15 protein-coding genes are annotated in these 21147 nt (G+C 73.6%); 6 read left to right on the forward strand and 9 right to left on the reverse strand.

From position 1 onward, the window contains the following. Positions 1-84 precede the first annotated feature (84 nt). Positions 85-333, forward strand: coding sequence for a mycoredoxin (locus tag ACZ6S0_RS25205; protein ID WP_344883729.1), 249 nt, complete (start codon positions 85-87; stop codon positions 331-333). Positions 334-335: 2 nt separating this feature from the next. Here ACZ6S0_RS25205 and nudC read toward each other — a convergent pair whose 3' ends face one another. Continuing rightward, positions 336-1310 carry an NAD(+) diphosphatase gene (gene nudC / locus ACZ6S0_RS25210; RefSeq protein WP_465921776.1) on the reverse strand — a complete coding sequence of 325 codons (975 nt, stop codon included), beginning with the start codon at positions 1308-1310 and terminating at the stop codon, positions 336-338. A 144-nt stretch (positions 1311-1454) separates the two neighbouring features. Between nudC and ACZ6S0_RS25215 the strand changes: the two genes are divergently transcribed. From ACZ6S0_RS25215 to ACZ6S0_RS25230, 4 genes are read left to right on the forward strand one after another with little or no spacing between them, the layout of a single operon-like run. Continuing rightward, entirely contained in the window at positions 1455-2591 is a 1137-nt protein-coding gene (locus ACZ6S0_RS25215; RefSeq protein ID WP_465921777.1) for a siderophore biosynthesis protein, read from the forward strand. After that, positions 2588-4069: an IucA/IucC family protein gene (locus tag ACZ6S0_RS25220; RefSeq protein WP_465921778.1), complete on the forward strand. Its 1482-nt coding sequence runs from the start codon at positions 2588-2590 to the stop codon at positions 4067-4069. Before ACZ6S0_RS25215 ends, ACZ6S0_RS25220 begins: the two co-directional genes overlap by 4 nt. Further along, complete coding sequence (locus ACZ6S0_RS25225) at positions 4070-5602, forward strand: IucA/IucC family protein (protein ID WP_465921779.1); 1533 nt, start codon at positions 4070-4072, stop codon at positions 5600-5602. Next, complete coding sequence (locus ACZ6S0_RS25230; protein WP_465921780.1) at positions 5599-6714, forward strand: type III PLP-dependent enzyme domain-containing protein; 1116 nt, start codon at positions 5599-5601, stop codon at positions 6712-6714. The genes ACZ6S0_RS25225 and ACZ6S0_RS25230 overlap by 4 nt, the downstream gene beginning before the upstream one ends. On the opposite strand, the gene ACZ6S0_RS25235 is transcribed toward ACZ6S0_RS25230, so the two are convergent. Next, positions 6674-9955, reverse strand: a complete 3282-nt coding sequence (locus tag ACZ6S0_RS25235) for an ATP-dependent helicase (RefSeq protein ID WP_465921781.1) — start codon at positions 9953-9955, stop codon at positions 6674-6676. The two genes, ACZ6S0_RS25230 and ACZ6S0_RS25235, sit on opposite strands and share 41 nt — an antisense overlap. Further along, positions 9949-13191 carry an ATP-dependent helicase gene (locus ACZ6S0_RS25240; RefSeq protein WP_465921782.1) on the reverse strand — a complete coding sequence of 1081 codons (3243 nt, stop codon included), beginning with the start codon at positions 13189-13191 and terminating at the stop codon, positions 9949-9951. Before ACZ6S0_RS25240 ends, ACZ6S0_RS25235 begins: the two co-directional genes overlap by 7 nt. A gap of 331 nt (positions 13192-13522) precedes the next feature. On the opposite strand from ACZ6S0_RS25240, the gene ACZ6S0_RS25245 reads away from it, so the two are divergent. Next, positions 13523-14134: an NUDIX hydrolase gene (locus ACZ6S0_RS25245; protein ID WP_465921783.1), complete on the forward strand. Its 612-nt coding sequence runs from the start codon at positions 13523-13525 to the stop codon at positions 14132-14134. 25 nt (positions 14135-14159) lie between these two features. Here the strand turns inward: ACZ6S0_RS25245 and ACZ6S0_RS25250 are convergent, their stop codons facing one another. The 6 genes from ACZ6S0_RS25250 to ACZ6S0_RS25275 all read right to left on the reverse strand — a co-directional run bounded on the left by ACZ6S0_RS25250 (position 14160) and on the right by ACZ6S0_RS25275 (position 21147). Continuing rightward, positions 14160-16907: a CDP-glycerol glycerophosphotransferase family protein gene (locus ACZ6S0_RS25250; RefSeq protein WP_465921784.1), complete on the reverse strand. Its 2748-nt coding sequence runs from the start codon at positions 16905-16907 to the stop codon at positions 14160-14162. A 207-nt stretch (positions 16908-17114) separates the two neighbouring features. Beyond that, complete coding sequence (locus ACZ6S0_RS25255; RefSeq protein WP_465921785.1) at positions 17115-17429, reverse strand: MGMT family protein; 315 nt, start codon at positions 17427-17429, stop codon at positions 17115-17117. After that, a complete protein-coding gene (locus ACZ6S0_RS25260; RefSeq protein ID WP_465921786.1) occupies positions 17417-17776 on the reverse strand; it encodes a hypothetical protein in 360 nt (119 codons plus the stop codon). The genes ACZ6S0_RS25255 and ACZ6S0_RS25260 overlap by 13 nt, the downstream gene beginning before the upstream one ends. A 57-nt stretch (positions 17777-17833) precedes the next feature. Beyond that, on the reverse strand, positions 17834-18988 hold the full coding sequence (locus tag ACZ6S0_RS25265) for a S8 family serine peptidase (protein WP_465921787.1): 1155 nt from the start codon (positions 18986-18988) through the stop codon (positions 17834-17836). After that, the gene (locus ACZ6S0_RS25270) at positions 18982-19884 is read right to left on the reverse strand and encodes a hypothetical protein (protein WP_465921788.1); all 903 of its coding nucleotides are present in this window, start codon (positions 19882-19884) and stop codon (positions 18982-18984) included. The genes ACZ6S0_RS25265 and ACZ6S0_RS25270 overlap by 7 nt, the downstream gene beginning before the upstream one ends. Before the next feature lie 54 nt (positions 19885-19938). Continuing rightward, complete coding sequence (locus ACZ6S0_RS25275) at positions 19939-21147, reverse strand: S8 family serine peptidase (protein ID WP_465921789.1); 1209 nt, start codon at positions 21145-21147, stop codon at positions 19939-19941.

A 21147-nucleotide genomic window follows, 5' to 3' on the forward strand; every position in this document is an offset into this window, starting at 1 on the left:
GAACCTGGAACCCCGGGATTAACCGACCCCTGGGCGTTGTTGCACGGATCGCCTGATTTCCTGACCTTGGAGGGATTTCCCAACATGGCGCTCACGGTCTACAGCACCACGTGGTGCGGCCCCTGCAAGCGGCTCAAGTCACAGCTCGCGCGCGAGGGCATCGTTTTCGACGAGATCGACATCGAGCGTGACCCTTCGGCCGCCGAGTTCGTGATGAGCGTCAACAACGGCAACCAGACGGTGCCGACCGTGGTGATCGACACTCCCCGGGGCCGCGTCGTCCGGACGAACCCCTCCGCCCGTGAGGTCAAGGCCCTGCTCGAAGCGGCCTGACGTCACCAGTCGCCGACCAGCTCGCCGCCGTACCAGGTCTCGATGAGGCGGCGGGCGATCGAGACGGGCGGGGGCAGCCGCAGCTCGCCCGTCTCCAGCGCCTCCGCGAGCCGCTCTCTGGAGTACCAGTGCGCCTCGGCGATCTCGTCGGCGTCGGGGGTGAGCGTGGTGGTCGTGGCCTCGGCGAAGAAGCCGAGCATGAGGCTGCGCGGGAACGGCCAGGGCTGGCTGCCGAGGTAACGCGGGTTGGCGACGGCGATGCCGACCTCTTCCGCCACCTCGCGTACGACGGCCGCCTCCAGCGACTCGCCCGGCTCCACGAACCCCGCCAGGATCGACAGCCGCCCCTCCGGCCACTGCGGCCCGCGGGCCAGCAGGCAGCGGTCGTCGGCGTCGCGGACGAGCATGATGACGGCCGGGTCGACGCGCGGGAAGTGCTGGCTGGCGTCCTGCGGGCAGACGCGGACGTGACCGCCGGCCTGCACCGTGGTGCGGGCCCCGCAGCGCGGGCAGAACTCGTGCGTCGCGTGCCACGCCTCCAGCGCCACGGCGTAGACCAGCAGCCCCGCGTCGCGGTCGCCGAGCAGCCCTCCCACCTGGCGCAGCCCGGCCGGCACCGGGCGGCCCTCCGGGGTGTCGCGCAGCGCCATGGGAACCGTCACGCGGCCGTTGACGTCGCCGCCCCTGGGCACGCCGGGCAGCGGCGCGGCCACCGCGAAGTAGGCGACCCCGTCTTCGACGCCCAGGAGGTAGCGCTGCCCCGGCGGCGCGTCGGCGGGGCCGTAGAGCACCGCCTCCGCCCCGTCGCTCGACCGCCGCACCAGCGTGTGACCGTCGTCGATCAGCAGCACCCTGGTCGCCGGGTCGGCCCACGCCTGCTCCAGCCACCGATCGTCGGCGCGCAGCGCCGAGGATCGGTCGATGGTCCCCCGTGCGAGCAGCAGTGGCCCGATGAGTTGCTCTTCCGCGGTCTGCACTGGCCGTCCCCTCCCGAGTCCCCTGTCATCCTATGACCTCGCAGTTAGCCGCTGATTACGGTAACCAGGCCCCGCGATGATCTCTCTCGGGCTAGGATCAATGAGTTAGGTTAGCCTTACCTGATCCTCGGGGGTGCCTTCGCGTTGCGGCTCTACCTGACCGCGCTCAAACCAACCGACTCCGTGACGGACGGCTTCCTGCCCGCCGCACGGGCGCTCGGTTGCGAGGTGACGATTCTGACCGACCGCCCGGAGCGGCACCCGGACGCGGTCGCGTGCGACGTACGCGACGCGCGCGCCGTGATCGACGCCGTCGAGCAGCTCGGCAGACCGGCGGCGATCTTCACCAACTCCGACCACCTTCAGGCGGAGACCGCGCTGGCCGCGGCGTACTTCGGGCTGCCGGGCAAGGACTGGCGGGCGTGCGCGTCGGCCAAGAACAAGTTCCTGATGCGGCGCAGGCTCCGCGAGGCCGGGATCGAGCGGGTGTTCTCCGTCAGGCTCGCTCCCGGTGACCCGGTGCCGCGGGAGGTGCCGTACCCGGTCGTGCTGAAACCCCGCGAGGGCGTGGCCAGCGAGGACGTCGTGCTGGTCGAGCGCGACCTGGCCGGGGCGGTGGCCGAGGCCAGGACGCGGCGGCCGGGCGCGGCGCTGGTCGTGGAGGAGTACCTGGAAGGGCCACTGCGTACGCTCGAGACGCTCGGGGACGACGCCGGGCTGCGGGTGCTCGGCGGGTTCGAGACGACGCTGGGGGCGTTGCCGCACTTCGTCGAGGAGCGGCTCGACTGGGCGCCGGAGGGGCCGCACGAGCACGTGCTGGCGGCGCTGGGGGCGCTCGGGGTGGGCTTCGGCGCCTGCCACACCGAGTACGTGCTCACCCCGGCAGGTCCGCGGATCGTCGAGGTGAACTACCGGGTGATCGGCGACCACTGCGACTTCCTGCTGGCCGACGTGCTCGGGGTGCCGCTGTTCGAGTGGATCCTGCGGGCGCACCTCGGCCATCGGGTGCCCGCGCCGCCCGAGACCTCCGCGTACGGGAGCGCCGTCAGCCTCGTCGCGGACCGGCCGGGGACGGTCAAGGAGGCGCCGGGGCACGAGTCCGTCCACGACGGCGACGTACGGCTGTGGCACCGTCCCCTGCGAGCCGTGGGGGACGCCATCTCCCTCACCCGTACGAACCGCGACTACCTGGGCGTGGTACGAGCCGTCGGCCCCTCGCGGGAGCGGGTGGACGCGGCCGTCGAGCGGTACCGGGCGACGCGGCCGTGGGTGGTCGAATGAGCGCTCGGGAGGCTTACCTGGCCGCCCGGGTGCTGGACACCCTGCTGCGCGAGAACTACGGAGGGCTGGCCGCCCGCGTCACCAGGACCAGCCGGGGTCCGGGGCTGCTGCTGGCCGACGGGCGCTGGGTGCGGTTGTCGACCGGCGCGCCGTTCCAGGACCTCGCGGTCGCGGCGGACGAGCTGCTGGGCCTGGAGCAGGTGCTGGAGACGCTGGTGGAGGTCTCCCACCCGGCGGACTCCGAGGGGGTGGCGGCCTTCTTCGAGGAGTGCGTGGCCGCGCTGGCGGCGCTGGAGCTGCACGACGGGGTCGCCGGCGAGGTGCTGCGCGGGCGGCCCTCGTACGAGACGCTGGCCGCGTTCGTGGACCATCCGCTCTATCCGACCTCCCGCGCGCGCGTGGGGCTGAGCGAGGGCGAGCTGTTCGCGTACGCGCCGGAGTTCGCGCCCGCCTTCGAGCTGCGGTGGGCGGCCGTGCCGCGCGGGGCGCTCGCCCCGGGCTCCGCCCTCCGCCTCCCCGCCGACGTGACGCCCCTGCCCGGGACCGGTGAGGTGCTGTTCCCCGTGCATCCGCTGACCGTGGACGAGGTGCGGAAGATCGGCGGGGTGCGGATGCTGGACGAGTCCGCGCTCACCGTACGGCCCACGCTGTCGATGCGGACCGTCGAGGTCACCCCCCGCCTGCACCTCAAGCTGCCCCTGCCCATCAGCACCCTGGGCGCCAGGAACCGGCGCTCGATCAAGCCAGGGACGCTGGCCGACGGCGCCAGGGCCGAGCTGCTGCTGCGCGAGCTGGCCGGCCCCGGCGTGGTGCTCGCCGACGAGCAGACGTACGCGCAGACCGGGCACGAGTACCTCGCCTGGATGGCCAGGCGGCTGCCGGAGGGGAAGATCGTGCCGGTCGCCGCGCTGGCCGCGCCCGGCGTGCTCGACGAGCTGGGCAACGTGCTGCCGGACTACCTGCGGCTGCTGCTGCGCTGGAACGTACGCCTGTTCGTCCGCTACGGCGTCGCGCTCGAAGCCCACCAGCAGAACCTCGCCCTGCTGTTCCGCGACGGCCGGATGCGCCTGCTGGTCAAGGACAACGACGGCCTGCTGGCCTCCCCCGCACGGTTACGGGCGGCCGGGATCGCGGTGCCGGACTTCGCCGACGAGCGCCTGCTCAACGACGACCCGCACGCCCTGGCCGACGTCTTCGTCACCATCACGCTGCACCTGGCCGCCGCCGCCGTGACCTTCGGCGCCCTGCCGCCCGCCAGTGCCGCCACGCTGCTGCGCGACACGCTGGCCGCCGCGCTCGACGAGTACGGCGACGACCCCATGGCCAGGCTCCTGCGCGCCAGGACCCTCGACGCGGCCAGGCTCACCGGCAAGTCCATGATCACCGCAGGGACGCTGGTCTCGAAGGAACGCTCCGGCGCACGCGACGTCAACAAGTTCTACGGCACCAGCGGCCCCAACTACCTGAGGAGAGCCTGAATGCACGGACTCGCCATCGACGCGCCCTCCGGCCTGGCCGAGGAGGCGACGTCGGCGGCCCTGCTGCGCTGCTGCGTGCGGGAGGTGGCCGGGCCGCGCGGCCTGGTGTGGCCGGCCCCGCCGTACCTGCTGTTGCGGGTGGCGGGGACGCTGCTGCGGGTCCGTACGCACGGCGGCGCGGCGCTGCGCTTCGACGGCCAGGCCGAACGCCTGACGGCCGGCGCCTGGCAGCCGTTACCGGCCGACGAGCTGGTCGGGCTGGTGGAGGCCGAGCTGCGGGGGCACAACGAGGAGTTCGCGGGGCAGGTGGCCGCCAGCAGGGCGGCCATGGCCGCGATCCTGCGGGCCAGGGCCGAGGCCGTGCCGCCCGCCGATCCCTGGCTGGCCTCCGAACAGGCCCTGGTGTACGGGCACCCGTTCCACCCCAGCCCCAAGGCGCGCGGCGGCGAGGGCTGGCTGCGGTACGCGCCCGAGGCGCACGCCGAGTTCCCCCTCAGGCTGCTCGGCGTGCGGGAGGACGTGCTGGCCGAGGGCGGCGACACGGCGGTGCTCGACGCGCTGGGCCGGGCGCCCGCCGGGTACCGGGTGCTTCCCGCTCATCCGTGGCAGCTCGAACTGCTGCGGCCGGTCCTCGGGGACGAGTTGGTGGATCTGGGGCCAGGGCCGGTCGTCGTGCCGACCTCGTCCGTACGGACCGTGTACGTCCCTGAGGCGGAGGTCTGCCTGAAGTTCTCCCTGGACGTACGGATCACGAACTGCGTACGCAAGAACGCCTGGTACGAGCTGGCCGGCGCCGTGGAGCTGACCCGGCGGCTCGGGCCCGCGTTCGACGCGACCGCGGCCGGCCATCCCGGCACCCGGTGGCTACCCGAGCCCGGCTACCGTTCGGCCGCCCTCGGCACCAGGCTGCACGAAGGGCTCGGGGTGATCGTCAGGCGGAGCCCCTGGACGGTCTGCTCCCCCGGCGTGACCCCGGTCATGTCGGCCGCCCTCGCCCTGGACGCCCCCGCGCTCGACCCCCTCGCGTGGTGGCGGGCGTACGTGACCGTGGTCGCGCTGCCCGTCCTGGAGCTGTACTTCGCGCACGGCGTGGTGCTGGAACCCCACCTGCAGAACGTCCTGGTGGGCCTCGACCCCGCAGGGCACCCCGTGGAGGGCGTCTTCCGCGACCTGGAGGGCGCCAAACTGGTCGAGGGCCGCCACGACCTGGGCGGGCTGCGGCCCGAGGTGGCCCGCGCGCTCACCTACGACGCCGAGCGCGGCTGGGCCCGCGTGGTCTACTGCCTGCTGGTCAACCACCTCACCGAGATCGCCGCCACCGTCGCGGGCCGGGACGACGCGCTGCTGCGCGAGCTGTGGCAGGCGGCGCGCGGCCTGTTCGCCCGGCAGGCCGCCGCCCTGGGCCGGCCGCTGCCCCTGTCGGACCTGCTCGCCGGGGCCCCGCTGCCCGCCAAGGCGAACCTGGGCGTGCGCTGGGCCAGAGCGGCCGACCGCGCCGCCGGTTACGTCCCGATCGCGAACCCGCTCGCATGACCGCCGACCACGCCCCGTCCGGGGAACTCGCTCGTCTGATCGGCCCGCGCGTCCAGGAGGCCGCTGTGCGTCTCGGCGAGGCCCCGGCCTATCTCTATGACCTGCCCGCCCTGGACGAGCACGTGGCGTCCGTACGGCGGGCGCTGGGAGGCACCGAGCTGTACTACGCGGTCAAGGCCAACCCCGACGCCGAGCTGCTGCGGGTGCTGGCGGGCCACGTGGACGGGTTCGAGGTGTCGTCGGCGGGCGAGCACGCGCACGTTACACGCCTGTTCCCGGGCCTGCCGGTGGCCCTGGGCGGGCCCGGCAAGACCGACGCGGAGCTGCGCCTGCCGCACCACCGCCTCCACGTCGAGTCACCGAACGAGCTGCGCCGCCTGCTCGCCACGGGGCTGGAGGCGGACGTGCTGCTCCGGCTCAACCCCGGCCTGCCGGTCGAGGGCGCGGCGCTGACCATGAGCGGGCCGTTCGGCATGGACGAGGACGGGATCGCCGAGTGCCTGCCGCTCTTCCGCGACCGCGTACGGCTGCGCGGCCTGCACGCCCACCTGGCCAGCGGGCTGGCGGCCTGGCCCCTGCTGGAGCTGGCCCGCGGGCTGCTGGAGCACGCGTACGAGGAGGTCAACCTGGGGGGCGGGATGGCGGTGTCGTACACCTCGCCGGGGACCCGGTTCGACTGGGCCGCGTACGGGGCCGGGCTGGCGGCGCTGGCGCGGGGCAGGCGGCTGCGGATCGAGCCGGGGCGGGCGCTGACCGCGTACTGCGGGTACTACGTGACCCGGGTGGTGGACGTGAAGCGGGTGCGCGGCCAGGCGTACGCGGTGGTGCTGGGCGGCACCCACCACCTGCGCACGCCGGTGACCAAGGGGCACGACCAGCCGTTCGCGATCGTGCCCACCGGCGGCGGCGCGGGCCCGCGCGTGGCCGGCGAGCCGATCACGTTCGTCGGGCAGCTCTGCACCCCGAAGGACGTCTTCGCCCGCGACGTCGTGACCTCGGCCGCCGTGGGCGACACCGTGATCTTCGCGCTGGCCGGGGCCTACGCCTGGAACATCTCGCACCACGACTTCCTCATGCACCCGAAGCCGGCGTTCCACTATCTAAGAGCCTGACCCCTTCGACGAGCGCCACCAGGCCGTCGGCGTCGAGCAGGTCGACCGGGCGCACGGTGCGGTTGGCGCGTACGTAGTGGAAGGCCGCCCCCACCCGCTCCAGCGGCACCCCCGCCAGGTGCGACCAGGCCAGCCGGTACGCGGCGAGCTGCACCGACGCCACCCGCGCGGCCTTCCTGCCCCTGGGCGGCTGCCCGGTCTTCCAGTCGACGACCTCGTAGCCGCCGTCGGGCCGCTGGAAGACGGCGTCCATGCGCCCGCGCACCAGCCGGTCGGCGATCATGGTCTCGAACGGCACCTCGAGGTCGACCGGCCGCCGGTCGGCCCACTCGCTCTCCTCGAAACGCTCCTGCAGCTCGGCCAGCCGCACGTCGGCCTCCTCGAGCTCCTCGTCGTAGAGCTCGAGGTCGTCGATGAGCCGCTGCTGGTCCCACCGGGTCTCCAGCCACCTGTGGAACGAGGTGCCCCTGCGGGCCAGCGGCGCGGGCTGGACCGGCACGGGACGGCGGATCCTGCGGGCCAGCTCGCGCGCGTCGGCGGCCAGCGTGACCAGCGACGACACGGTCAGCTTCAGCGGCAGCTCGACCGTGGTGGACGGGCGGCGGCGGTGCAGCTCGCGCTCGCGCAGCAGCAGGTCGGTGTCGCGGTCCCAGGCGCGCAGCCGCTCCTCCTCGTACGCCTTGAGCGGCTCGTCGTCGTCCTCCCCCAGCGTGCCCGCCAGGGCGTCCTCGACCAGCCGGGCGCCGTCGAGCACCGACTCGTAGCGCAGCCCCTCGGGCGTGACCGGCCAGGTGGCCTCGGCGGGCTCGGCGAGCAGCGGGTTGGTGGCGCCCTCGGCCAGGTCGTCGGCCCAGAACGAGACGCGGTCGGCGGTGTCGCGGATCTCCAGCAGGAAGTCGGACGGCTCAAGGGGCTTGGTGGCGCTGCCCCAGCGGTAGCCGGAGGCGATCAGGTGGTAGTGGGCGCGGGTCACGGCCACGTAGGCGAGCCTGCGCTCCTCCAGCAGGTCGCGCTCGCGGCAGTGCTCGTCGAACGCCGCCAGCTCCTCCTTGCTCAGCCCGCCGAGCCGCGGCAGGTCGGCCGCGTCGCCGCGCAACCCGTAGGGGAGCTTGCGCGGGTTTTCCGTCCAGCGGCTGTTCATGACCGGCGTGGCGGGAAAGATGCTGCCGGTCGCGATCGTCCCCTTCGAGCTGACGAGCTGCGACAGGCCGGGCACCACCACGATCGGCCACTCCAGGCCCTTGGAGGCGTGCACGGTCATCAGCTTGACGCTGTTGCTCTCGCCGACCCGGCCCGCCTCCAGCCCGAACTCCTCGCTCTCCGCCGCCTGCAGATAGGCCAGGAACGCCCCCAGCGTCGGGTCCTCCGCGTCGCCGGCGAACCTGGACGCCGCGTCGAGGAACGCGTCGAGGTCGGCCCGCGCCGCGAACGCGCCCGCCGTGGTGCTGCGCGCGGCCACCTCGATGTCGAGCCCGAGCCTGCGCTCGACCTCGGTGATCAGGTCGGGCAGCGGCTGCGCGGTGTGGGCGCGCAGGTGGCGCAGCTCGTGGGCGAGCGCGACCAGCCTGGTGCGGGCCAGCGGCGAGAACGGCTCCAGCCACCCCTCCCTGTCGGGCAGCTCGTCGAGCGCGTCGACCAGGCTGCCGCGCTCTTCGGCCAGGTCGGCCACCACCTGGTCGAGCGGGTCGGACTCGCGGCCGCTGTCGCTCAGCTCGCGGGCCAGCGTGCGGGCGTGCTCGCCCAGCACCCGCAGGTCGGCCGGGCCGATCCGCCAGCGGGGGCCGGCCAGCAGCCGGGCCAGCGCGTCGCCGGCCGTGGGGTCGTACAGGACGCGCAGGGTGGCGACGATGTCGCTCACCTCTGGCACGGTCAGCAGGCCGCCCAGACCCACCACCTCGACCGGGATGTCACGCTCTTCCAGCGCCCTGCGCAACGCGGGGAACTGCGAGCGCTTGCGGGCCAGGATGGCGACGTCCTGGGGCTGGACGGCGAGGGTCTTCTTGCGCTCCTTCTCGCCCCAGGGCAGGCCGTCGGGGGCGACCTCCTGGCCGAGGATCTTCGCGATGCCCTCGGCGATCCACGTGGCCTCGTCGTCGGCGGTCTCGTGGAAGGCGCAGGTGACGCGGCCCCGATCGACGCGGTTGGGGCCGGGCACCAGGACGGGCACCTCGCGGGCCTCCATCCGCAGCGGGATCTGGACGCGGGCGGCGACGTCGAGCACGCGGTCGCCGTTGCGGAAGCTGACGCCGAGCTGCCGCACCGGGGCCTCGTCACCGGTGGCCGTACGGAAGTCCCGGGGGAAGCGGCGCAGGTTTCCTGCCGAGGCGCCGCGCCAGCCGTAGATCGACTGGCAGGGGTCGCCCACGGCGGTGACCGGGTGGCCGCCGCCGTAGAGCGAGCGCAGCAGGACGAGCTGGGCGTGGCTGGTGTCCTGGTATTCGTCGAGCAGGACCACGGAGTAGCGGGACCGCTCGATCTCGCCGACCTCCTTGTGGCCGGCGGCGATCCGGGCGGCCAGCGACATCTGGTCGCCGTAGTCGATGACCTCGCGGGCGCGCTTGAGCCGTTCGTACGCCTCCACCAGCGGCAGGAGCTGCTCCCTGGCCGCCTGCACGGTGAGCGGCCTGCGCTGCGCCAGCGTGGTGCGGCCCGGCAGCAGGTCGTGCCTCCCCCGCAGCCACTCCCCCACCCGGCGCACGTCGGAGGGCCCGCGCAGGTGCTCGGACAGCTCGCCCGCCAGCTCCAGCAGCGCGGCCGTGACCGAGGGCGGGCCCAGCTCGATCTTGTCCATCGGGCCGTCGTACTTCGCCACCACGCGCGAGGCGAGCTGCCACGACACGGCCGGGGTGACCAGGCGCATGGTCGGTTCGAGCCCGTCGCGCAGCGCGTGGTCGGTGACCAGGCGGGCGGCGTAGGCGTGGTAGGTGGACACGGTCGGCTCGTCGTCGAGCGCGCCCGGCTCGACCAGGCCCGCCTCGGCCAGGCCGGTGAGCCGCTCTCGCACCCGGGTGGCCAGCTCGGCGGCGGCCTTGCGGGTGAACGTCAGGCCCAGCACGTTTTCCGGTCTGACCAGGCCGTTGGCGACCAGCCAGACCACCCGTCCCGCCATGGTCTCGCTCTTGCCCGAGCCCGCGCCGGCCATGACGACCGTCGGCTCCAGCGGCGACTCGATGACCACCGCCTGCTCGGGTGTGGGGGGCAGGATGCCGAGCTTGCCGGCGAGTTCGGCCGGGGTCAGCACACCTGGCCCCCGTTGTCGTTGACCGGGCAGCTCACCCTGGCCGCGCAGGTGCGGCAGCCGTCGTTGACCTTGGCCTGGAAGAACGGGCCCGACATGCCGGTGGCCACGGTGTCGACCAGGTCTGCCGCCCAGCCCGGGTCGTGGTCGTCGGCCAGCGGCCGCTGCCCCTGCTCCAGCGCGTCGTTCTTGCCCGCCGCCTTGCCGAGCTGTACCAGCGCCGCGCCGCCCGGCTCGGTCATGCCGTGGCGGGCGAAGGCGCCGAGCAGCGCGGCCAACTGGTAGACGCCGAGCTGCGGGTGGCGGTCGAGGTCGCCCGCCTTGGGCTTGGAGCCGCCCGTCTTGAGGTCGATGATCACCGCGCGGTCGTCGGAGTCGCGCTCGACGCGGTCGACGCGGCCCTTGATCTGCACGCCCTCCGACACCATCGCCGTGAACGCCTCCTCCAGGGCCACCAGCTCGCGTGGATTGTCCTCGTGCCAGCGCAGGAACTTGCCGATCATCTGCTCGGCGACCTGGCGCTGCTTGCGGTTGTACCAGACGCCGCCGAAGTCGAGGGTGTTCCAGATCTGGTCGAGGCGGTCGCCCAGCAGGTCTTCGCTGGGCAGGTCGGTGGCCGCCAGCACGGCCAGCGCGTGGATGATGTTGCCCAGGCCCTGGGCGGTGCTCGTGCCCGCCGCGCCGACCGCCGTCTCCAGCAGCCAGCGCAGGCCGCACTTGGTGAAGCTCTCGACCGCCGACGGCGAGATGCTGACGACGCCGTCGGGCCAGCTCAGGGGGCGGTCGTCGGAGATGGGGGTGAGGGCGTACCAGTCGTTGGGGTGGGCGCCCTGCACGCCGGCGGCGGCCAGGCGGGCGAGCTGCCGCGCCGCACGGTGGCGGAGCCTGCGCGGCTTGGTGGGGTCGGTCACCGCGCTGCGCAGGTCGGCCACCAGCGCGGGCATGTTCAGCCAGCGGGCCCGGTCGTCGACCGTGGCCGGCTCGACCGCGCCCGGCATCAGCTCCGACAGGAACCTGGACGGGCGCTCGTCGGTGTCCTCTCCGCCCACGGCGGTGACCACCAGCCTGCGCCTGGCCCTGGTCGCGGCCACGTAGAACAGCCTGCGCTCCTCGGCCAGCAGCTTGGAGGCCAGCGAGGCGGCGCTGGGCTCGGCGCCCTCGGCCACCTCCACGAGGTCGTCGGCGCCCAGCATGGACCCGCGCAGGCGCAGGTCGGGCCAGACGCCCTCCTGCACACCCGCGACGACCACGACGTCCCACTCGAGGCCCTTGGAGCGGTGGGCGGTCAGCACGCGTACGGCGTCGCCGTCGGGGGCCCGGTCGGCGAGCGTGTCGCCGGGGATCTCCTGGGCGGCCAGGTCGTCGAGGAACACCTCGGGGCCCGCCATCGGCATCCGGTCGACGAACCTGGCCGCGTGGTCGAACAGCGCCACCACGGCGTCGAGGTCGCGGTCGGCCTGGGCGCCCCTGGGGCCGCTCTGCAGGCTCAGCTCGCTCCAGCGCTCGGCCAGGCCGCTGCCCTGCCAGACGGCCCACAGGAGGTCTTCCGCGGTGCCGCCCTGGCGCGCGGCCTCGCGGGCGGTGGCCAGCAGCCTGGCCACCCGCTCGGCGGGCAGCGCGACGTGGGGCTCGACGCGGGTCAGCTCACGGAGGTCTTCGACGGCGGCCACGAGCAGCTCACCGGACGAACGCGCCTTGGCCCGCGCCGCCGTCTCGTGCGCCGTCTCGTGCGCCGTCTCGTCCCCCGGCGACGCCCCCTTGTCGCTTCGCGCCTCCGCCCTCGACGGCGGCTCGTCGGAACTCGGCGCCCCGGCGCGGGACGACGTCTCCTCGGCGTTCAGCGCCTCGTTCTCGGCGATCTTGAGGGCGCGGCGCAGGCGGCGTACGCCGATCATGTCGGTGCCGCCGAGCGGCCCGGTCAGCAGCTCCTCCGCCACCCCCTCGTCGAGCTGCGACCGGTCGAGCGCCACGCGCAACATCGTGAGCAGCGGACGCACGCCGGGCTCCTGCGCGATCGGCACCTCGTCGCCCGCGATCATCGTCGGCACGCCGGCGTTGACCAGCGCCCGCCGCAGCAGCGGCACCTGCCGCCTGGCCGAGCGGACCAGCACCGCCATCCGGTGCCACGGCACCCCGTCGATCAGGTGGGCACGGCGCAGGGTGTCGGCCACGATGGCGGCCTCCTGGCTGGTGCTGTCGGCCAGCAGCACGCGTACGTCGCCGGGGTCGGCGTCGGGCAGCGGCAGCAGGTCTCGGTGGCCGTGGCGCTGGTCGTGCCCGGGGGCGGGGGCGACCGGCAGCTTGGCCGCCACCCGCCTGGACGCCTCCAGCAGGTCGGCCCCGCTCCTGCGGCACACCCGCAGCGCCAGCACCGGCGCCTCACGGCCGTCGAGGGTCGTGAAGCGCTCGGGGAACTTCATGATGGCCTGCACGTCAGCGCCCCTGAACCCGTAGATCGACTGGTCGGGGTCGCCCACCGCGACCAGGTCGCGGCCGTCGCCGGCGAGCTGGGTCAGCAGCAGCTCCTGGGCCGGGTCGGTGTCCTGGTATTCGTCCACGAAGACCGCGTCGTGCGCGGCCCGCTCGCGCTCGCGCACCTCCGGGCTCGCCAGCACCGCGGTGGCGGCCCCGACCAGCTCGGCGTAGTCGTAGGTCTCCTCGGGGGCCAGGTCGAAGCGGTCCTGGTAGCGCTCGGCGAAGCGGCCCGCCGCCGCCCAGTCGGCGCGACCGTGCAACCGGCCCAGGGCGACCAGGCGCTCGCCGTCGAGCCCGCGCTCGTTGGCCCGGGACAGGAAGTCGCGCAGCTCCTCGGCGAAGCCGCGGGTCTTGAGCGGCTCGCGCAGCGAGGCGGGCCAGTCGAGTGCGCCGCTCTCCAGCTCGCCGTGGAGCAGCCGCCGGATCTCCAGGAGCTGCTCGGGGCCGGTGAGCAGGCGCGGCGGGGCCTTGCCCGCCAGCACGCGCTCGCGGCGCAGCAGCGCGTAGGCGTAGGAGTGGAAGGTCAGGGCCAGCGGGGTGCGGGTGGTGCGGCGCAGCCGGGCGGTGACGCGCCGGCGCAGCTCTTCCGCGGCCTTGCGGCTGAAGGTGAGGATGAGCACGCGCTCGGGGTCGACGCCGCGCCGCTCGATCCGGTCGACCACGCTCTCGACGATCGTGGTGGTCTTGCCGGTGCCGGGGCCCGCGAGGACGAGCAGCGGACCGCCCTCGTGCCCGACCACGGCACGCTGGTGCTCATCGAGCACAGGAGGCACAACGGGCCCACCGCTGCCTCGCCGCACCAACCGCCAGGTCTGACCACTCACAGCACTAGATTCCACCAGACCACAGGGGTAGATCGTGCCGACTTGCCCGGTCCCCCATGGCAATCCGCCCACGCTATCGGGGCAAATATCGGATTTCATCGCGACACGCCGGGCGCTCTGTTCGCCCGCAGCGTCATGGAAGCCCGCCACCCGAAGACCCCGTCCGGGACGGAGCCGACCCGCCGCACCGGCGTCGGCGGTTCGTCGGCCTACGGGGAGTGCGACCTTGTAACGTTGGGTCATCAGCTCGCCCTGCGCGGAGGTCGAACGCATGCGCTGGCAGGTCCATTCCGAGAGATCCCTCTACCGTGACCCATGGCTGGACGTACGGGTGGCCGACGTCGAGCTGCCCGACGGGAGGCATCTCGATCACCGGCTCCTCCGTACCGCGCCGGGCGCGGGAGCCGTCGTCACCGACGGTCACGACCGGGTGCTGCTGATCTGGCGGCACCGCTTCATCACCGACAGTTGGGGCTGGGAGATCCCGCTCGGGCAGGTGGAGGAGGGCGAGCAGCCACGGGACGCGGCGGCGCGCGAGGTCGAGGAGGAGACCGGCTGGCGGCCGGGCCCGCTGCGCCCGCTGATGTCGATCCAGCCGAGCAGCGGCATCTCCGACAGCCTGCACCACGTCTACCGGGCCGGCTCGGCCACGCACATCGGGCCGCCGTCGGACCCCTGGGAGGCCGAGCGGGTGGAGTGGGTGCACCTCTCCCGGGTCCGCAAGCTCGTCGACAACGGCGAGATCGTCTGCGCGACGAGCATCTCGGCGCTGCTCTACGTCCTCGTCGAGGACCTTCCCGACGGGGCCGTGCCCAAGGACCAGGACGGCTACGACCCCGCCAGGACGTACGCGCTGCCCGACGACCTCCCCGAGCTGTTCTGAGCCGGACCGCTCACGCGGTCGCGGGTCAGGAGAAGAGGCGGTCCACCACGCGGGCCGTCGCCTTGCCGTCGTCGCGCGGCGCGAACGTGGCCCGGAAGGCGTCGTAACGGTCGGCGTGCCGCGCCGCGACCTCGTCGATCGACCGCAGCGCCTCGATCACCTGCGCCGAGGTCGACAGCAGCGGGCCGGGCGCCTGCTCGGGCAGGTCGAGGTAGAGGCCCCGCTTGCTGGAGTATTTCGCCAGGTCGTAGCCGTAGAGCACGATCGGCTTGCCGGTGCAGGCGAAGTCGAACATGACCGAGGAGTAGTCGGTCACGAGCACGTCGGCCACGAGCAGCAGGTCCGCGATGTCGGGATAGGTGGTGACGTCGCGGGCGATGTCGGGGACGGCGGGCATGGCCTGCATCGGGTGAGCGCGTACGAGGATCTCGTGGTCGGCGCCCAGCGCCTGGCGGGCCTTGGCGAGGTCGAGCTTGACCATGGCGTTCTTGCGGTCGTAGTCGCGCCACGTGGGCGCGTACAGCACCACGCGCTTGCCCTGGGCCAGCCCCAGGCGCTCGCGCACGGCCTGCGCCAGGGAGTCGCGGTCGGGCGAGTTGAGCACGTCGTTGCGCGGCAGCCCGCTCTCCAGGATCTCGCCCTTGTAGCCGAACGCCTTGCGCAGCACCGGCGTGGCCCACGGCGACTGCGACAGGAGCAGGTCCCAGCCGCGCACCTCGGCCGCCTGGCGGTGCCAGATCGGCGGGCGGGGGTCGCGGTTCATGTGGGGCTGGTCGTTGCCGATGAGCTTGGCCGGCGTGCCGTGCCACGTCTGCAGCACGACCTGCTCCTCCCTGGCGCGGAACCAGACGGGCAGGAACGAGTTGGTGACGATGTGGCGGGACCTGGCCAGGACCTCGTGGTGCTCGCGGCTGCCCGCGCGGACGACGGTCGCGCCGCCGGGCGGCACGAAGGCGCCGTCCTTGACGACCCAGATGTGCTCGCTGTCGTCGCCCCTGCGCAGCCGCTCCTCGTAGATGGCGCGCACGCTGTCGGCGTAGAGGCGGCCGTCGTTGACGACGTAGACGGTGGCCTCGCGCAGCGCCTCGGTGCGCTGGGCCGGGTAGAAGACGCGGCGCAGCACGTGGGTGCCGGCCACCCCGCGCTCGTCGTTGGGCCTGGCCTCCTCCACCGTGATCACCGGCACGTCGAAGCGGGTCGAGATCATCCGGTAGATGTGGCCGCCGAGCGTGCGCGGCTCCTCGTCGAGCCCCGCCAGGGCCGAGTGGTGCATCCGCAGCGGGACGATCTCGCCCGACGGGTGGCGCAGCGACAGGTTCCAGGTGCCGGAGGCCAGCGGCACGGCCTCGCCGAAGCGTTCCATGGACGCGGGCTCGACGCGTACGGAGAACTCCTCGCCGGAGCGCTCCATCGGCAGCCCGTAGGACAGCCCCGACCGGTGCCGCAAGGTGAGCGTGCGCGACCCGGGGGCGTCGGGGTAGTGGCCACGCAGCACGAGCGCCTGCCCCTCCCAGACCGCCGAGGTGATCGCCGGGCGGATGCGGTGGGCGGAGACGACGACCCGGTCGCGGCGGTCGCCGAGCACGGTGATCTCGCGGTCGCCCACGGGCGCGCGGGTCTCCACCAGGTCGGCCAGCATGACGGAGGCCGCCGGGTCGCCCTTGGGCTCGACCCAGAGCCGGCGGCCGTCCTTCTCCTGCAGCAGGGCGGGCACGGCGAGCCCGACCAGCACCTGCGTGCCGCCGTCCGACGGCGTGAAGTCGGCGGCGATGCGGTGGCCGCCCAGGCGGGCGTGGCCCTTGGTGACCTGCCGGCCGGGCAGGAAGATCTTCAGTTCGAGGCGCTCGCCGTCGACGGACACCCCGGTCAGCTCGGCCCTGTTGGGCTGGAGCACGACCTGCAGCGCCCGATCGGAGGTCCAGACCGGGCGGACCCACCAGCCCGGCTTCAGCTTGAGCCCGGCGGGGCGCTCGGGACGGCCGATCGAGGAGCCGCGCAGCAGGCCCGTGGCCCGCGCGCCCCGGCTCCAGAACACGATCTCGGCCCGCCAGGTGGTGGCGTCGGGCACGGAGGGACGGTGGCGCATGCGACGGCGTACGGCGGAGACCACCCCGCGGACCCCGGCGCGCCAGCGCAGCGGCCACGGGCTCAGCTCGGCCGTGAATCCCGACCAGTCGTAGTTGCAGCCCGGCTCGCGCGCCCCGTGGGTGGCCTCGGGGGCCAGGACCCGGCGGGTGCGCATGCGGATGGGCGGCAGCCAGCGCGGCCCGCGCAGCACCATGGTCGCCCAGTTGAACCGGCGGCTGCGCACCGAGAGCCCCGCCAGGTAGGCGAACCCGCTCACGCGCAGCCTGCCGTCGACCCAGACGATGTCGTCGATGTGCGTCACCGGCACCAGGTCGGCACGCCGCAGGCGGTAGAGGCCGGGCGGCAGCTCGTCGCGGAAGGGCAGGTCGGCGTACCAGCGCAGGCCCTTGCGGATGCGCTTGGACGGCTCGGCCGCCGCGGCGACCACCGTGGCGAGCGTCTCGCCCTCGACCAGCTCGCCGTCGGGACGGTGTTCGATCAGGTGGCAGACGACCCGCCGCGCGACCGGCAGGTCGCGCTTGACCCGCGCGTCGACCGCCGCGAGGTAGGGGCGAACGAGGTCGAGCAGCTCGCGCCGCCGCTCCGCGCCGCGCTTGACCGCGAGCTCGATGCGCGCGCCCAGAGGGCCGCTGAGCACCTCGGTGTCGAACGCCGCGTCGCGACCGCCGGGGCCGACCGCTCGCATGACCGCGTCGAGAGGCTCGCCACGGTCACAGAGATCCTGGACAGCCTTCAGGCGGTCGGCGAGCGAATCGCCGCCCTGGCTTCGGGCTGTGACGCCGGTGGCCATAGGGGAGGACCGCCTTTCGGGCCGCCATCAGTGTTCTGCCCATGGTAATGGGAGTCACATGTCACAGAATCGCCCGTTCGGCGAAAGCGCAGGTCGGACCGGTTACTGAAAATCGCCTGAACGCCCGTCCCAGCGGGCCCGGCGCATGTCCGCGCGCTCGCCGCGCAACGGGGTGCCCTCCTCGCGCCAGTGGGCCAGGCAGCGTTGCAGGTGGTCAGGGGCCGCGCAGGTGCCGTCGGCGTGTACGACGCGCCACCACGGCACGCCCCCGCCCCAGATGGACATGACCTTGCCCACTTGCCGGGGGCCGCCCTCGCCGAGGTATTCGGCGATGTCGCCGTAGGCCATGACCTGGCCGGGCGGGATGCGTTCGACGACGTCGAGCACCCGCTCGGCGAAGGGGTTCACGGGCTCCATGCCGCCGGGCCCGCGTCGATGATCTCGTCGAACTTGCCGATCTCGACCACGCCGCCCCCCGAGGTGACCTCTATCACACCGTCGCGCAGCGAGTAGACCTCACCGTCCTCGCCCACGAGCCGGGCGCCCAGCGCGGCGGACAGGCGCAGGAGCTGGGCCACCTGCCAGTCGGAGCCCGGCTCGCCGATGAGCTGGCCCCGCCAGCGCGCCACGGGGTGCGTGCCGCCCGCGTGACCGGCCACGATCTCCTCCGACTCGCGCAGCTCGAAACCGGCCGGCGCGATGGCTTTCGCCAACTCCGCGAAGGCGAGCGGTGACTCGCGCACCACCCGCAGCTCGTATCCCATGACGGGGGACCATAGCGGATCTTCTCCCCAAGGGGGAACCTCTTCGCCGTCTTGCCGTTATGCCTGGTCCCTGCGCTGGTTGAGGACGATGATGGCGCCGCAGAACATGGTCAGCGCCACGAGCACGCCGCCTCCGTACAGCCACAGCCGCAGCGGGTCCGCCCCTGGCCGGGTCGGCACGGGCGAGTTCTCGCCCTGGCCGAAGTGCTCGACTCCGGGCGTGACGCTGCGCTTGGCGCCGGTGAGCCGCTCGGCGGCGTTCAGCGCGGCGGCGGCGTCCACCACCCCGAACCCGGTCTGGTCGTCGTAGCCGGTGGCGGGCCGTCCCCTGGCGCTGGCGGACAGTGCCTGGGCGACCTGCTCGGGCGGCAGGGCCGGGTAGCGCGCTTTGATGAGCGCGGCCACCCCGGCCACGAGCGCGGCGGCCGAGCTGGTGCCCTGCGACAGCTCGTAGCCGCTGCCGCGCTTGACCACGGGCACGTCCACGCCGGGCGCGGAGACCTGTACGGACAGGTTGTCGCTGCTGAACGTGGCCCGTTTGCCCTGCTGGTCGGTCGCCGCCACGCCGATCACCCCGGGGTAGCCGGCCGGGAAGCTCCAGTAGGAGGTGCCCTTGTCCTTGGCGTACGGGGTCTGGCCGTCGTTGCCCACGGCGGCGACCAGGACGACGCCCTTGCCGAGGGCGTAGGAGACGGCCTCGCGCTCCGACCTGAGCGGGCCGTAGGAGCCGATCGACATGCTGACGACCTGGGCGCCGTGGTTGGCGGCGTAGCGCAGGGCGCGGGCGAGCGGGCTCTCGGCGGCGTCGTCGCCCACCGTTGGCGGGACGCCCACGCCGGGTTCCTCGTCGATGACCATGGGCAGCGACAGGATGCGCGCGCCGGGCGCGACGCCGGTGAAGCCGTCGCCCGCGCCGGAGCCCGCGATGAGGCCCGCCATGGCGGTGCCGTGCCTGCCCGGCGGCAGCGCGCGGGTGACGGTGCCCGAGGTCATGTCGGGGCCGGCGGTGACGCGGTCCTTCAGCTCCTTGACCGTGCCGTCCACCGCGCTGTCGACGACGGCGACCGTGACGCCCTCGCCCTTGGTGACCGACCACGCCTGCTCGACGTTGAGCGCGTCGAGCACCCACTGCTGCTGGTCCCTGACGGGGTCGGCGGCGGTGCCCGTGAAGGCGAGCAGCGCTGCCGTGATCGCGCGTACGGCGGTCAGCACACGTTCCCCTGGGTACAGGGCGGCACCTTCGGCGGGTCCGCCAGGAAGTAGGCGATCTGGTTGCCGACGGACTTGGCGGCCGGCCACAGCTCGCTGTGCAGGATCTCCTCCGGCGGGACCGAGGCCCTGGTCCGCCCGTCGGCGTAGCCCGCCGTCGAGAACACCAGGTAAGGCCCCGCGCCCACCCAGCCGGTGCGCTGGCGCTGGTCGGGCCCGAACCGCTCGCTGACCGTGCCGGGGAAGGCGACCGGCAGCACGCCCACGCGGTCGTCCTGGGTCAGCTCCTCGCCGGCCGACACCCTGGACTCCTCGTCCTTCAGCACGGCCACGCCGACCGTGATGACGAAGGCGGCGGTCTGGTCGACGTACGTGGCCCGCAGCATCGTCACGCAGCCGTGGCTGTCCAGCACCCCGGCCACGGAGGCGTCCACGCCCTTGCCGCAGTCGGTCTCGGGGGCGATGCCGACGCGCCTGGCGTACTGCTGGGCGCGGTCGAGCCCGAGGTATTTCACCTCTTCGGGAAAGACCCCGGTGACGGGCCATGCCTGCCAGCGACGGGCGATCTCCTCGTCCTTGTACCGGTTCTGCTCGGCGGGGGTGAGCGGGCGCGAACGGGTCTCGGTGAAGAGGCCGACCGTGCCGAAGAGGACGACGACCGCCGACACGGCGATGATGACGCCGAGCAGCGCCACGAACGTCCGCCGGTAACGTACGCCCTGCTGGAGGGCGGCCTGCTCGGCCCGTTCCTTGGCGGCCGTGCGACCGCGGGAGTTCGCCCCCGGCCAGGAGGGCACCCGTGAGCGGCGGCCGGTGCCGGCGCCGAGCGGGTTCCGCCGGCCCTCCGGGGGCTCTCCCCCGGCGCGCGGTAGCCCTGTGGTCGACCTACGTCCCCTCACCACCGCCTCGTTCCCGTATTCGCTGTGTCTATTTCGTCCCCCTTGGGGGGCGGATCATGCGTCTTGCGAGATGTGTGCCCTCCGTACGCGCCTGACCAGGATGAAGATGACGGCCAGGGACGCGAGCGCTCCGACCGTGGCCGCGGCGGCGACGGTCGTGTAGACCATGACGTGCCGCTCGTCCCTGACGACCACGTCGACCGGGCCCGCCTGCCCGCCCGCCAGCGGCAGCGCCGGGTCCTGCGCCTCGTCGCCGCCCGCGGCCTCGGTGTGACCGGCCAGCCGGGACGCCTGGGTCAGCGCCCTGGCGGCGTTGACGACGCCGAAGCCGGTGGCGGTGTCGTAGCCGCCCGGGGGCCGATCGACGGCGCTGTCGGCCATGGCCCGCGCCACCAGCGGCGGCGACATGTCCGGATATCTAGCCTTAATGAGGGCGGCGATGCCCGACACCAGCGCGGTCGCCTGGGACGTGCCCCTGCCGACCCAGTACTCGTCGCCCGGCCCCGCGCCCATGATGTCCACGCCGGGCGCGGCCACCAGCACCGAGGAGTTCCAGTTGGAGAACGTGGCCCGCCGCAACCGCCGGTCGGTCGCCCCGACCGAGACGACACCGGGGAAGGCGGCCGGGTAGGAGTAGGGCGCGGAGTCGCCGACGATCTTCCTGTCGCCCTCGTTGCCCGCGGCGGCGACCAGCACGACGCCCTTGGAGATGGCGTAGCGGATGGCCGCCCGCTCCTCCCTGGTCGCCAGCTCCTTGGAGATCGACATGTTGATCACGTCCGCCCCCTCGTCCACCGCGTAGCGGATGCCTCGGGCCACCACGTTCTCGAAGCGCTCGGCCGAGTTGAACTCCCGGAAACCCGGCTCCTCATCCTCGAGGATGACCCTTACCGACAGTACGTCCGCTTCGGGCGCGACGCCGATGATCCCCCGTTTTCCCTGGGGCCCGTGCCCGTGCCCGGCGATCAGCGAGGCCATGTACGTGCCGTGCAGCCTGCTCGGGGCCACCCCCGGCGGGTTCGCGCCCTCGGTGAAGTCGCGGCCCACGCGTACCGAGCCGACGAGGTCGCGGTGACGCGGATCGACGCCCGAGTCGAGCACGGCCACCGTCACCCCGGCGCCCTTGCTGACGCGCCACGCCTGGGTCAGGGCCAGCGTCTTGATCACCGCCTCCTGCCCGCCCCGTACGTCGTCGGCGTCCGCGGGAGACGCGGTGAACAGCAGCGCGACGGCCGCCGCGCCCACCACACCGCGTCTCAGCAC

The sequence above is a fragment of the Nonomuraea sp. NPDC051298 genome (assembly GCF_055586305.1).

What these genes read in the sequence shown, in the direction of transcription:
- ACZ6S0_RS25260 (WP_465921786.1), bottom strand. Translation starts at nt 17,776, where the DNA reads ATGGGATACGAGCTGCGGGTGGTGCGCGAGTCACCGCTCGCCTTCGCG.
- ACZ6S0_RS25230 (WP_465921780.1), top strand. Translation starts at nt 5,599, where the DNA reads ATGACCGCCGACCACGCCCCGTCCGGGGAACTCGCTCGTCTGATCGGC.
- ACZ6S0_RS25205 (WP_344883729.1), top strand. Translation starts at nt 85, where the DNA reads ATGGCGCTCACGGTCTACAGCACCACGTGGTGCGGCCCCTGCAAGCGG.
- ACZ6S0_RS25225 (WP_465921779.1), top strand. Translation starts at nt 4,070, where the DNA reads ATGCACGGACTCGCCATCGACGCGCCCTCCGGCCTGGCCGAGGAGGCG.
- ACZ6S0_RS25220 (WP_465921778.1), top strand. Translation starts at nt 2,588, where the DNA reads ATGAGCGCTCGGGAGGCTTACCTGGCCGCCCGGGTGCTGGACACCCTG.
- ACZ6S0_RS25255 (WP_465921785.1), bottom strand. Translation starts at nt 17,429, where the DNA reads ATGGAGCCCGTGAACCCCTTCGCCGAGCGGGTGCTCGACGTCGTCGAA.
- ACZ6S0_RS25250 (WP_465921784.1), bottom strand. Translation starts at nt 16,907, where the DNA reads ATGCGAGCGGTCGGCCCCGGCGGTCGCGACGCGGCGTTCGACACCGAG.
- ACZ6S0_RS25245 (WP_465921783.1), top strand. Translation starts at nt 13,523, where the DNA reads ATGCGCTGGCAGGTCCATTCCGAGAGATCCCTCTACCGTGACCCATGG.